At 61.1% G+C, this 11,281-nt stretch carries 11 protein-coding genes; 5 read left to right on the forward strand and 6 right to left on the reverse strand.

The features are described 5' to 3' along the window. Nucleotides 1-34: 34 nt before the first annotated feature. The 4 genes from AB1555_18970 to AB1555_18985 are packed head-to-tail and all read right to left on the reverse strand — an operon-like array spanning nt 35 to nt 4,731. Nucleotides 35-1,414 (reverse strand): DUF4340 domain-containing protein, encoded by a 1,380-nt coding sequence (locus AB1555_18970; protein ID MEW6248771.1) that lies wholly within the window; start codon nt 1,412-1,414, stop codon nt 35-37. Nucleotides 1,415-1,420: 6 nt separating this feature from the next. Next, nucleotides 1,421-2,950 carry a DUF4350 domain-containing protein gene (locus tag AB1555_18975; protein ID MEW6248772.1) on the reverse strand — a complete coding sequence of 510 codons (1,530 nt, stop codon included), beginning with the start codon at nt 2,948-2,950 and terminating at the stop codon, nt 1,421-1,423. Further along, nucleotides 2,941-3,711 carry an ABC transporter permease gene (locus AB1555_18980; GenBank protein MEW6248773.1) on the reverse strand — a complete coding sequence of 257 codons (771 nt, stop codon included), beginning with the start codon at nt 3,709-3,711 and terminating at the stop codon, nt 2,941-2,943. The genes AB1555_18975 and AB1555_18980 overlap by 10 nt, the downstream gene beginning before the upstream one ends. Nucleotides 3,712-3,735: 24 nt before the next feature. Then, entirely contained in the window at nt 3,736-4,731 is a 996-nt protein-coding gene (locus tag AB1555_18985; GenBank protein ID MEW6248774.1) for an ATP-binding cassette domain-containing protein, read from the reverse strand. A gap of 240 nt (nt 4,732-4,971) precedes the next feature. On the opposite strand from AB1555_18985, the gene AB1555_18990 reads away from it, so the two are divergent. The 5 genes from AB1555_18990 (at nt 4,972) to AB1555_19010 (ending at nt 9,190) form a co-directional block, all read left to right on the forward strand. Continuing rightward, on the forward strand, nt 4,972-5,319 hold the full coding sequence (locus tag AB1555_18990; GenBank protein ID MEW6248775.1) for a hypothetical protein: 348 nt from the start codon (nt 4,972-4,974) through the stop codon (nt 5,317-5,319). A gap of 466 nt (nt 5,320-5,785) precedes the next feature. Beyond that, complete coding sequence (gene pal / locus AB1555_18995; GenBank protein MEW6248776.1) at nt 5,786-6,115, forward strand: peptidoglycan-associated lipoprotein Pal; 330 nt, start codon at nt 5,786-5,788, stop codon at nt 6,113-6,115. A gap of 74 nt (nt 6,116-6,189) precedes the next feature. Beyond that, entirely contained in the window at nt 6,190-6,819 is a 630-nt protein-coding gene (locus tag AB1555_19000) for a hypothetical protein (GenBank protein MEW6248777.1), read from the forward strand. 447 nt (nt 6,820-7,266) lie between these two features. After that, on the forward strand, nt 7,267-7,938 hold the full coding sequence (locus AB1555_19005) for a septal ring lytic transglycosylase RlpA family protein (GenBank protein ID MEW6248778.1): 672 nt from the start codon (nt 7,267-7,269) through the stop codon (nt 7,936-7,938). A gap of 403 nt (nt 7,939-8,341) precedes the next feature. After that, nucleotides 8,342-9,190 (forward strand): HEAT repeat domain-containing protein, encoded by an 849-nt coding sequence (locus tag AB1555_19010; protein MEW6248779.1) that lies wholly within the window; start codon nt 8,342-8,344, stop codon nt 9,188-9,190. Nucleotide 9,191: 1 nt separating this feature from the next. Here the strand turns inward: AB1555_19010 and AB1555_19015 are convergent, their stop codons facing one another. Both AB1555_19015 and AB1555_19020 read right to left on the reverse strand, forming a co-directional pair. Further along, entirely contained in the window at nt 9,192-9,644 is a 453-nt protein-coding gene (locus AB1555_19015) for a hypothetical protein (protein ID MEW6248780.1), read from the reverse strand. A gap of 14 nt (nt 9,645-9,658) precedes the next feature. Then, nucleotides 9,659-11,044, reverse strand: coding sequence for a HEAT repeat domain-containing protein (locus AB1555_19020; protein ID MEW6248781.1), 1,386 nt, complete (start codon nt 11,042-11,044; stop codon nt 9,659-9,661). Between the last annotated feature and the right edge of the window lie 237 nt (nt 11,045-11,281).

The raw sequence follows: 11,281 nt of genomic DNA on the forward strand, positions 1-11,281 counted from the left end.
GACTATAAATGGAAGCGCACGGTCAAAGCAAGAATCAACGTGCCGTTCCGTCGGCGCGTTCAGACTTCGCCAGGAGATCTTTTCTCGATGGAACTTGCGTCAGGATGTCGGCGCGGACCTGGTAGATTCCGGGCAGCCGTTGCCCGATGGCGTACACGAGTCCGCCGACTTGATTGCCCAACGCGAGCTTTCCGCCGACCTTGCCGTCTTTGCTCGTCGCGATGAACTCGGCGGCCGGTGCCACCAGCCCATACGACGCAAGTTGGCCGGCTTGCTTGAGCACCCGTTCTTCCGCAGGCAGATTCACCACACGGCTGACGAAGAGATCGGCCGTTTCCTGGTTCAGTTTGTCGGTCGGCCGATCTTCCAGCACCCATTCGTTGTTTTGGTTGATGAGCACGTAGTGCTCGTCCCGCGTCCTGACCGACAACATCGCGATGTCCGGGAACTCCATGCCCAGCAGGCGCTTGTCCTGCAGGGCGAAGAGGTCCTTGGTGAGATCCCGGATCGCGGTCGGGTTGATCCGATACAGCGGCGCATCCGGCTTCGTCTCGGCGAAGGCCTCCCCGCTGGCCGGGTCCGGCTGGTAGAGCTTGACGACCTGATCCGCGTCGCCGGCGGGGATGGTCACTTTGACGTTCGGACTCCTCAGCTTTCTGGCGATCGCGTCCCGCTCGGGGCCGGGATCGATGATGCCGAGCGCCTTCAGGTCCTCCAGTCTGAACAGAAGCGTCCGCACTTCCGTTTGGTCCGCCTCCGCCTCGATCGGGTACCGAATCTTCCATTTCTTTTTCGGCTTCTCGTCCACCTGATACAGCACAATCTCGGTCGTGGGGTAGGTCAGCCGGATGCGGTCGACCTGATTCTGGTCGAACCGGAAGATGTCCTTCCGTCGGAAGGTCATCAGGGTCTTGTTGAGGAAATCCTTCGGCGCCAGGTCGGTCAGCAGCACCTTCTGATCGGATCCGCGCAGCACGTACAGCGTGGAGGACAACGGTCCGATGTCGCCGATGGCGTACGTTTCCTGCTTGGCGCCGGCCGAGACGGTGATGATCGTCGAAGGATGGTCGAGGCCGAACGGCGCCAGCGCCGTGGGTTTTTCTTCCACGACGCGCTGCACCTTGCCCGTGACCAGCGCGCGGATCAGTGCCTGGACTTCACGTTCGTCCGCCTCGGTCTTCAGCGGCGCAGCAATGGTCCACCCGCGACCGCCCTTGGATTCGAGCACGATCTCGCCGGCGTCGGATTTGACCGTCAAGCCGCTGATCTCGCGTTCGTCGAACGGGAGTAGTTTCCTGACCTGGGCCTCGGTCTCCTGTTCCATCCGTTGGGCCGGCAGCTCGACAAAATACACGTAGGCTCCCAGCCCAGCCAGCGCGACCGCCATGAACAGCGTGACGTAGTAACTCTTCATGCAGGATCAGAGGCGTCGCCGTTTTCTCCAGACCGTCATGCCCCACAGGACGGTGGCGAAGGGGAGGGCCAGCACTTGGACATAGAGCAGGATGCGTTCCTGGATCGGATTGGGAATGAACGGGCGCAGCGCCGGCTCCTTGGGCGTGATCGAAATGAGTTCGCGTTCCTCGGCCAGCCAACCGGCGGCGTGCAGAAAGAAGTCGGTGTTGCCGGGGAAATTCAGAAACGCGTTGCTGGCGAACGACGAGTTGCCGACCACAACGATGGCCGGACGCGGTTTGCCTTCTTCGGGCGTCTTTTTCGGCGTGAGCGCGGCCGCCAAGTGCACGGGGCCCTGGACATCTTCTTTCTCGCTGAAGCTCACGACCCGCCCTTTCATGTCCGTTTCCGCCCAACTGCGCGGCGACGTGCGGGCGAGGGGAACGAAGTCCCACTCTTTCGCCGCGTCTTCGTGGAACGTGACATGCCGCGACAAGGGCAACAGGACGGCCGAAGTCAGATCGTGCGTGATTTCGTGTTCGGTGAAGATGCTGACCAGCAGGGCGGTCAGATCCCCCTGCGCCAGCCGATTTTGCAGATCCACCACGACGCCCTTTCCCAGTTCCACCCCCCATTTGGCCAGCAAATCGTCCAGATCGGCTCGCGTATCCGGATCAATGAGAAACATCACGCGGCCGCCTCGCTGGATATACCGCTCGATGCGTTCCTTTTCCTCTTTCGTCACAGGTCGACGCGGACCGGCGATGATCAGGGCGGCGGCGTTTTCCGGCACGGCGCTTTCCTGGAGCAACGACAAGGTGCCGACGTCGTAGCCCTGCTTGATCAAGGCTTCTTTCGCCAGCGCATAGCCGTTGCGCTCGCGGTCTTCCAGGCTGTGCTCTCCATGCCCTTCCAGAAAGAGCAGGCGTTTCTTGGTGTCTTTGGAGACTCGGATCAGGGCGCTTGTCAGTTCGACCTCGGAGGGTGAATTGATCCGGACGGACTGCGAGCCGCTTTCCAACACGGCCGTGTCCGCCCGCGTGATGCCGTACTCGCGCGCGACGTTCGGGCTCCGTTCGGGGTCGATGAAGTGCACCGTCAACTTGCCGCTAGCCTGGCGGTAGCTGTCGAGCAAGTCGCGGTAGGTATTGAACACCTGGCTCCGCTCCTGGGCGAACACGGTGATCTTGACCTCGCGGTTCAGGCTGCGCAGGACCCGATAGGTCTGGGGCGCGAGCGTGAAGTGTTGGGTCTCGGAGAGGTCCCAGCGGTGCGCATGGCGGCTCGCGAGGAAGTTCACGATGCTCAGGATGCCGATGAAGAGCGCGACCATCAGCACGCTGTTGGCGCCCAGTCGAGTCGAGCGGCGGGTGGAGAAGGCCTTGAGCGCCTCGAAATGGATCACGAAGAAGACGATCAGGCAGACGAGCGCCACCCCCTCGCACAGCGTGACCAGCCACAGCTTGTCCGGCGCCAGGCTGTAGGCGACCAGCCCGGCGACGGCCAGTCCGGCTCCCGCGATGCCGATCGGAAAGGTCGACCGGGTCACTTCCATCGGGCCGACTCCACGACACGGTGCGCGAGGAAGAGCATCAGCGCGATCCCGCTCAGGTAATACACGAGATCTTTCGTGTCCACGAGACCCCGTACCAGATGATCGTAATGCTCGATGAAGGAGAGATACGAGATGAAGTTGCCCGCCGCGGTGTCGCCGAGGATCGATCCCAACGCGCCCAGAAGCCAGATGAGGATCAGCAAACCGAAGCTGAGGAATGCGGCCACGATCTGGTTCTCGGTCAGGGCTGAGGCGAAGACTCCGGTGGCGAGAAACAGGGCGCCCATAAGGGCGAGGCCCAAATAGCCGGTCAGGACGGGGTTCCAATCGAAGTCGCTGAAGACCGAGAGCGTGAGGGGCGCTAAGCCGGTCAGGCCGAGAATCCCTAGAAAGATCACATAGACGCTCAGGAACTTGCCCACCACGATTTCGTTGATGCCGATCGGCGCGGTCATCAGGAGTTCGAAGGTGCGCAGTTTGCGTTCTTCGGCGAACAACCGCATGGTCAGGATGGGCAAGGTCAGCAGCAACACGATGGCGGTGCTGTAGAAGGTCGGGCGAAAGACCAACTCATTGAGATTGATTTGAGCCGTGGCCCCCTGGATCTGCATGAAGCGGATGGCTTGGTTGCCGGCGTTCACCACGGCCAGATAGGACAAGACTCCGAAAATCAGCAGGAAGACGGCGCCGATGACGTACACCACGGGGGATACGAAATACGATCGTAATTCTTTCGCAATGATGGCTCTGACCGGAGTCATGACGTGCGCGAATCGATGATCGGTTTATCCTTGGCGTTCGGTGTCGATCGCTTGAGGCTCTTCCTCGGGGCTTGCTTCGCGCGTCTGCTCGATTCCTTCTTCGCGCTGGGTCAACCGCAGGAAGACGTCCTCCAGGGTCATCGAAATGGTTTTCAATTCCAGCAGTCCCCAATTGTGACTGACGACGAAACGGGCGATGTCGTCCCGGAGGTCGCGGCCCAGTTCGCACTCGAGCAGATACGTCCCCGATTCCGCGGCGGCGAAGACATTCAGCACGCCGGGAATCGTGCGCAGCCGGTCGAGACCGTCCGCGGGCGGCGACTTCACGGTGATGCTGATTTTCTCTGAGCGCCGAAGCCTGGCGGACAAGCGGTCCGGCGTGTCCACGGCCACGATCCGCCCGTTGTTGATGATCACCACGCGTTGGCAGACGGCCGTCGCCTCCGGCAAGATATGCGTGCTCAGGATCACCGAGTGGGAGCCGGCCAGGCTCTTGATCAGTTCGCGGATTTCGATGATTTGTTTCGGGTCGAGCCCGACCGTCGGTTCGTCCAGGATGAGGACCGGCGGATCATGCAGCAGGGCCTGGGCCAATCCCACCCGCTGCCGATACCCGCGGGAAAGATTCGCGATGAGCCGGTGGCGGACCTCGCCCAGCGAGAGCCATTCGATCACGCGGGCCATTCCGGCGGTAAGCCTGCTCCCATTCATGCCGCGCAGGCGGCCCGCGAAGGTCAGGTACTCCGTGACGGTCAGTTCCTGGTAGAGCGGCGGGGTTTCGGGCAGATAGCCGATGCGGCGTTTCACCTCCATCGGCTGCTCCAGACAGTCGAACCCGGCCACCCGGGACGTCCCTTCCGTCGCGGGCATGAAGCAGGTCAGAATCCGCATGGTCGTGGTCTTGCCGGCGCCGTTCGGTCCGAGAAAGGCCAGGACCTCGCCCTTTTCGACGGTGAACGTCACCCCTTCAATGGCCGTAAGTTGACCGTACCGTTTTGTAATGTTCTGAACTTCGATCATGAAGTTGGTCGTGAGATGAACAGCTGAGGCTAGTGACTGCAGAGCCCGCCTTCTCGGGTCGAACGAGCGGGTCCGGTGGCGGATATTATCCACTCTCTGCAGGTCAGTCAAGGGAACGGTGAATCGAGTCGCTCGGCAATGGCACGTGACGAGGGCCCGCTTTACAGACAAATTTCAACCTGCTACATTTGCGTCGCTCATGAAGCTCGTGTGAGGTCCTCACGGGAAAGGGGAGAATTCATGATGAGCGGAAATCGCGCGGCGTCGCTGTTTGTGATCGCCGTAGCCCTTGTTTTCGCGTCCGTCGGCGCTCCGTCCACGACTATGGCGGCCGATTCGTCGGTTCACCGGGTGCAAGGTCAGGTTGTGGCGGTGAATGTCAAGGATAAGCCGCCGGTCATCGTGGTGAAGGCAATGACCGCGAAGAAGCAGGAACTGATCGTCGGGGCGACGGTCCAGGCGAATGCGTCGATCACTCGCGGGAAAAAGCCGGTCACGCTCGCCGATATCAAAGAAGGAGAAACCGTTGATCTGACCTATGTGAAGAACCCGGACGGCCTGGTGGCCCAATCGATCCGTGTCCGGTAAGTGCGGAGGTTCGATGTCGCCCAAAGTCATCCAATGTGCTGTTGGGATTATCTGTGCGGGATTGTTGAGCGTATCGGTCGGCTGCGCCGGAAAGAAGCTTTCCACATCGGCCTCCGATCAGACGATGATACCCGGGGAAAAACCGCGGGCTGAAGCTCCGGCGCCACCGGCGCCCAGCGCCGAAGTGTCTGCGCCGGCGATGACGCCACAGACCGAGGCGGCGACGGCTGTCGAGGAAGCCAAAACGGAGGCTCCGGCTCCTCATCCGGAACCTCCCGGAGCCGAAGCCCCGGCGGAAACGCCGAAAATGGAGGAGGCCAAGACCGAGCAGGTTCTCCCTCCGTCGGCCCCATCGGCAGTTCCGCCGGTTGAAGAGAAACCAATCGTACCCCCGGCTCCTTCCGTAGCAGAGTCAGCCCCGCCGGCCGCGCCGCCACCTTCAGCCCCTCCTTCCCCTGAAGAAGCCATGACTCTGGCCGATGTCTTCTTTGACTTTGATCGGTTTTCCATTCGCAAGGACGCGCAAGCGACTCTGGAGGCCGATGCGCGTTGGCTCAAAACGGCGAATGGGCGCAAGGTCCTCGTCGAGGGTCATTGCGACGAACGAGGAACGGCCGAATACAACCTGGTTCTAGGCGAGAAGCGCGCTCGGTCCGTCAAGCAATACCTCCAGGAACTCGGTGTGCCGGCGTCGCAGATCCAGATCACCAGCTTCGGCAAGGAAAGGCCGTTCTGCACCGAGCATAGCGATGCTTGCTGGCAACAGAATCGCCGTGCCCATTTTGTGCTGCAGTAGCCGAAACGTCTGATGTCATCCCATCGGTTCCTTCGGGGCTCCGGAGAGATTCCTGGAAAAAGAGGAGGGATGCTGTGAGGTCACGTCAAGTCTTCCTGAGCTATGGAGTGATGATGCTCTCGCTGACCGGATGCGCCGGTAAGGGGGAAGTCATCGCGGTCAACATCCCGGCGAAACACCAAGCTGTCGAGGCAACGGCCAAGAATCCAGCCGGCCCTCACGTGGCCGTGACGGCGTTCGAAGATGGACGATCGAACAAGACCAGGCTGGGGACCCGCACCCATCTCCTCTTTGGCGGCGAGAGCCATTTTAATCTTCCCAATGGAGCAGACCCGAGCGAGGCGACGGCGCAGGCCCTGGTGGATTACTTGGTGAAGAAGGGCTGGAACGCTTCGTTGGTGAAAGCCGGAGGGACGAACGGCGCCGATGTAACCATTTCAGGAAAGATTCTGGAGCTTTCGATCGACGCCAAGAGCGGATTCGGTTCGACGGAGATCGTCGCGAGGAACAAACTTGTGCTCCAGGCCAAGAATCAAGCGGACGGGAGCTTGATCCGTGAAACGTTGAATGGCCTGGGGACGGACAGCGTCTTTTGGTTCGATCCAAAGGATGGACAGGATTTGATTAACGAGGTGCTCGAGAGGAATTTCGACAAGTTCCTGTCGGATACCAGGATCGAAGGAAAATCTCTGCGTCTCAAATAGCGGAAGCCTTGTACGCTGTCGAGGCTCCGCCCTCTTTCTCGAGGAAGATCAGCGTCAATTCGTCGTCTTTTCAAGCGATTCGCGATCCTTCAGACGCATCCTTTTCCGGGGGCATTGACTTAAGCCCCGGCCATCCATTATAACGCGCCGACCTGTTGCCCTTTGGCGCTTCCTCGGATTCATCGTTTTTCCTCGAGTCGTTCGGGCTACCCGACCAGAAACCCTTATATACCAAGGTATGGGAAAGGCCTACACTGTCGGTATTGTTGCCGGTGTTGAAATCGCTTAGGTTATCGCCAAGCCCACTCGGCAGCAGCCAGGGGTCGGAACTCCGCGAAGGATCGGGGAAAGCCGCTGAAAAAACAGGTGGTTGCCGAGCCACAAGGTTAACCGAACCGTGCTGACCAAGCCCTGCACACACAAGCCAAAGGGGAAGTCAAGACACCGATGAACCGGAAATCAAGCAAGATCAGGATTTTGATCCTCCTCGCTGTGGGAGGTCTGAGCGTTTTGACCGGAGGCTGTTCCTATTTGCCCAAAGGCGAAACAGACCTGGACTTAGGGATTAAGGAGAGAGGGATTGCTTCCTGGTACGGGGGCCAGTTTCACGGCAAGACCGCCGCCAACGGTGAGATCTATGACATGACGGCGTTGACCGCGGCACATCGCACTCTGCCTCTGGGGACCGTAGTCCGGGTCATCAATGTCCTGAACGGGAAACAGGTGCGTGTCAGGATCAACGATCGAGGCCCGTACGTCGGCGGACGCATTCTTGATTTATCATACGCGGCGGCGCAGGAACTCGGGATGGTAGAAGGCGGCATTTCTGTGGTCCAGTTAGAGGTGATCGGTGACCATCGCCCAGAGTTCCTGGCCACTCCCGGCCGATTCGTCCCGGCGACAGGACTCCTGCCGTTGTCCGGTCCAAGTCTGGCAGGGTCTCGCACGGGTTCGCCCCCGACTCCCTCCGCACTGGATGGAAAAGGCGCAACTCGCCAAGTCGTTCGATTCCTTCCCGGCGACATGATCACGTCGTCGCGGCGCGTCCGGCGGGTCTCGGATATTCTCGCCGCCGACCACACGGTGTATGCGGCCGTGGCTTCTCTCGTGCTCGCGTAGATCGTTGTCCGCCGCGGCTTTCGTCTCTTCTGCAGATCTCCCCGTGTTGACAGTGTGTAACCCTGTCAACTAGACTGGCCGACGAAACGCGGGAAATTGATCGGGTACAGGCACGAACCGGTGGATGGGAGAGGGTTGAAAAAATGGGCAAAGGGACCCAGGCGGAAACGGACGAGGAAAGACTCAAGAAGAAAATCGCGGAGCGACTCACAGGCCATGCGAATCCCGAAGGAGACCGGGCGTTTCGAGCTCTCCGCAAACGGTTGAAGCGCCTTCAGCGAAAGCGCCGATCATTGGCGATGAGAAAGCGTCACGCTGCAGGCAAGCAGGGCGAAACCAAATCGGAAGCTGCCGCGTGATCTAACCGCAGACTTCACCGGTCTGCGCGAGGGGATGAAAAATTATGGAAGAGGAAGAGAAGGTCCTGAACCCGGAAGAGCCGGCTCAGACGGCGGCGCCGCAACCTGACGACGAATTGACCGACCAGGTCTCCGACCAGATTACGGCCGAGGCCGGAGAGGCGGAGGGCGAAGCTCCGGCCGCCGAAGCCGCCGGCGAGGAGGTGCTCGAGGAGGAGAAGGTCAAGGACGAGATCGATATTCAAATCGATCTCTTGAAAGACCCCGATTGGGCGGTGCGTCGAGAAGCCGTCGTGACCCTGGGCGAGATGGGCGACGAACGCTGCGTCGAGCCGGTCGTTCGAGCGCTCAGAGACGGCGACTGGCAGGTGCGCGAAGCGGCCATCGAAGCCTGCGGGCAGATCGGGTCGCCATGCGTCGAGTCGTTGATCAAGCTGCTGCGCGATTGGGATACCCGTAAGTTCGCCATCCGGGCGCTCGGCAAGATCAAGGACGAGCGGGTGCTCGAACCGCTGATCGGCCAATTGCGCAACGATGAATTCAACGACGCGGCGACCGATGCGTTGGTCGAGCTCGGCAAACCGGCGGTGCCCAGGTTGATCGCGGCGCTCAAGGATAAAGATGAGAATGTCAGGAAGCAGTCCGTGATCGCGTTGGGGCGGATCAAAGATCCCGACGCCATCGATCCGCTGATCGACATGCTGCAGGACAAGGATTGGTTCACACGCTTGACTGCGGCCGCGGCGCTGGAATCGATCGGTCACGAGCGGGGACGGGAAGCGATCAAGCCTTTGCTGAAAGACCCCGATCTGGTCGTGCGGATGCGAGTCGAGCGGATCCTCGCGAAGTGGAAAAAAGAAAAGCCGGTCACCGCTCCGTCCGGAACGGCCTGACCTATTTGTTCAGCAGTCCGTCCAGTTGCCGCTGAAGTTCGTCCAACCGAGAGAGCGGAATTTTCTTTCCCAACGACACATCCAGTCGAAGTTCGCGAATCTTGGTCGCCAGCGTCTTCATGGCGGCGCTATCGGACGGCTGGACCCCCCGCGCGGCATTTTCCAACGAATCAACGGCTTCAGCCAGTTCCTTGGCGGCGTCGCCGAAATTCCGGTCGAACAAATCCGCTTTTGCCTGTACGACCCTGGCCTTCGCGTCGACAAGACCCTGCCGCTTTCGCAGATCCTTCTCGATGCCGAGCGTCGTGTCCATCACGTTACGGGAGAGGTCTTTCACCGCTTTCTGAAGTTCCACGATGGTCTGCTGAAGGATTCCGACCGGCTGTCGGCCGACAACATAGCCGAGCCCGAAGGACAGGCCGATCAAGGCAAGAACGCCGAAGAATTTCAGCATGGAATTCCTCGCGGTTAACGCCGCGCCTTCTTGGGAGCCTTGCTCCGGGACAAGGTTTCGATGATGCCGCCGGCTGCGGCGATTCGGACCGCCGGGTCTGTATCTTCCAATCCCTTCTTCAGCAGCGGAATCACGTCCGGAAGCCCGATCTTGCCCAATGCCTTGGCCGCCATCAGACGGGGGAGGGGCTGCTGATCGCGCAGCAGCGCTTCCAGGACCGGGAGCGCCTTCGTGTTCGTGGCCGCCGCCAGGGCTTGGGCGGCTGCGCCTCTGATCGAAGGATCGGAGTGTCTGGCAAGGTCCGCCGCGACGAGAATAGCCGTCTTGTCTCCCAACCGTAGAAGGCCTTCCACGGCGCCGGCCCGGACTTGGCCGACAGGGTCGCGTGTGAGAGGGAGGATCAGTCCTCGCGCGTCCGCCGGTCCCAGGCGTCCCAGGCTGGCTGCGGCGATGCTGCGGACGCGAGCGCTTTCGTCTCCCAGCGCGTGTGTGAGCGGCGCCATCCCGCCCGGATCGCCGAACTCCCCCAGGGCCCCGGCGGCGAACGCGCGGACGGAGGGATCCGGATCGTACACCGCCTGACTCAGAACGGCGAGACTCGACGGTCGCTTCAACCGACCCAGCACCCCGATCGCCGCCATGCGCACTTCCGGATCGGGGAGCGTGGCGGCATTCATAATGTCAATGAGCGCGTCGCGCTTCCCCGATCTCACCAATCCGGCCAAGGCGAAGATCGATTCCGGTCCCTCGTCCCGGCGGGCGAGCCGTGTGAATTCTTCTGTGACGCCCGGGGCCTTGGTCTCGGCGAAGGCGTTGATGGCTGCGATCCGTACGGCCGGGATGTCATCGCGCAGGGCCCGCTTGAGCGCTCCGGACGTTGCGGCCAATCCCGCCTTCCCGATCGCCTCGGCGGCTCGTGCGCGGACGAGAACCGATGGGTCCAGCAATCCGTCTTCGAGCACCGGCGCCGTTTCGGGATCGCCGATTTCCGCCAGGGCGGTATAGGCCGCAATCCGGACATGTTCTTGGGGGTCACGCACCCGACTGGTGATGAAACTCAGTGCGAGCTGGCGCAACAGACCTGGATCGTCGGGCTGCGACGCGGGCACGAGACTGGGATAGAGCTTCAGCGCCTCTTCGGGCCTGCCCAGACGCAGGTAACTCAGAAAGCCGAGCCGGATCAGCCTGCGGGACGGTTCGCGCGCGGCCCGAACGGACTCCAACAGGCGCGTGACCTTGTCATAGTCGGAGTTCTTGAACGCCGCCAAGGCTTCCTGCTCCGGAGAACCCGGCGTCAGTTTGGGGGCCGACACGCGGTCGGCCTGGCCGCCGAATGCCGTCGCAAGAATCAGCGCACACGAGAGAAGAAAGAAACACAGGCTGTTGACTCTAGCCCGCATGATTCACGAACGCTTCTGCTGCCTGGGCCCATTGCAACAAAAGAGCAATGGGCACCCCGATTCGCTGCTGGGCACCCATTGCTCCAGGATGCAATGGGTCCCGGCTTGGTGGCGGGCGTGCTCGCCATTCAGTCGGTCAACATACTGTTTCAAGTATGCTTCCCTCCTTCATGGCTGCGCTTGCCCGTCTCGCAACGCGACTCCCGGGTACCCGTTGCTCTTTCATCGCAACGGGTG

This window comes from Nitrospirota bacterium (assembly GCA_040755395.1).
In the GTDB taxonomy this organism is placed as follows: Bacteria; Nitrospirota; Nitrospiria; order Nitrospirales; family Nitrospiraceae; genus DATLZU01.

Bases quoted from the DNA above. Each gene is read 5' to 3' on its own strand.
- AB1555_18975 (MEW6248772.1), bottom strand. From the start codon at position 2,950: ATGGAAGTGACCCGGTCGACCTTTCCGATCGGCATCGCGGGAGCCGGA.
- AB1555_19015 (MEW6248780.1), bottom strand. From the start codon at position 9,644: ATGCTGAAATTCTTCGGCGTTCTTGCCTTGATCGGCCTGTCCTTCGGG.
- AB1555_18990 (MEW6248775.1), top strand. From the start codon at position 4,972: ATGATGAGCGGAAATCGCGCGGCGTCGCTGTTTGTGATCGCCGTAGCC.
- AB1555_18980 (MEW6248773.1), bottom strand. From the start codon at position 3,711: ATGACTCCGGTCAGAGCCATCATTGCGAAAGAATTACGATCGTATTTC.
- AB1555_19005 (MEW6248778.1), top strand. From the start codon at position 7,267: ATGAACCGGAAATCAAGCAAGATCAGGATTTTGATCCTCCTCGCTGTG.
- AB1555_18985 (MEW6248774.1), bottom strand. From the start codon at position 4,731: ATGATCGAAGTTCAGAACATTACAAAACGGTACGGTCAACTTACGGCC.
- pal (MEW6248776.1), top strand. From the start codon at position 5,786: ATGACTCTGGCCGATGTCTTCTTTGACTTTGATCGGTTTTCCATTCGC.
- AB1555_19010 (MEW6248779.1), top strand. From the start codon at position 8,342: ATGGAAGAGGAAGAGAAGGTCCTGAACCCGGAAGAGCCGGCTCAGACG.
- AB1555_19020 (MEW6248781.1), bottom strand. From the start codon at position 11,044: ATGCGGGCTAGAGTCAACAGCCTGTGTTTCTTTCTTCTCTCGTGTGCG.
- AB1555_18970 (MEW6248771.1), bottom strand. From the start codon at position 1,414: ATGAAGAGTTACTACGTCACGCTGTTCATGGCGGTCGCGCTGGCTGGG.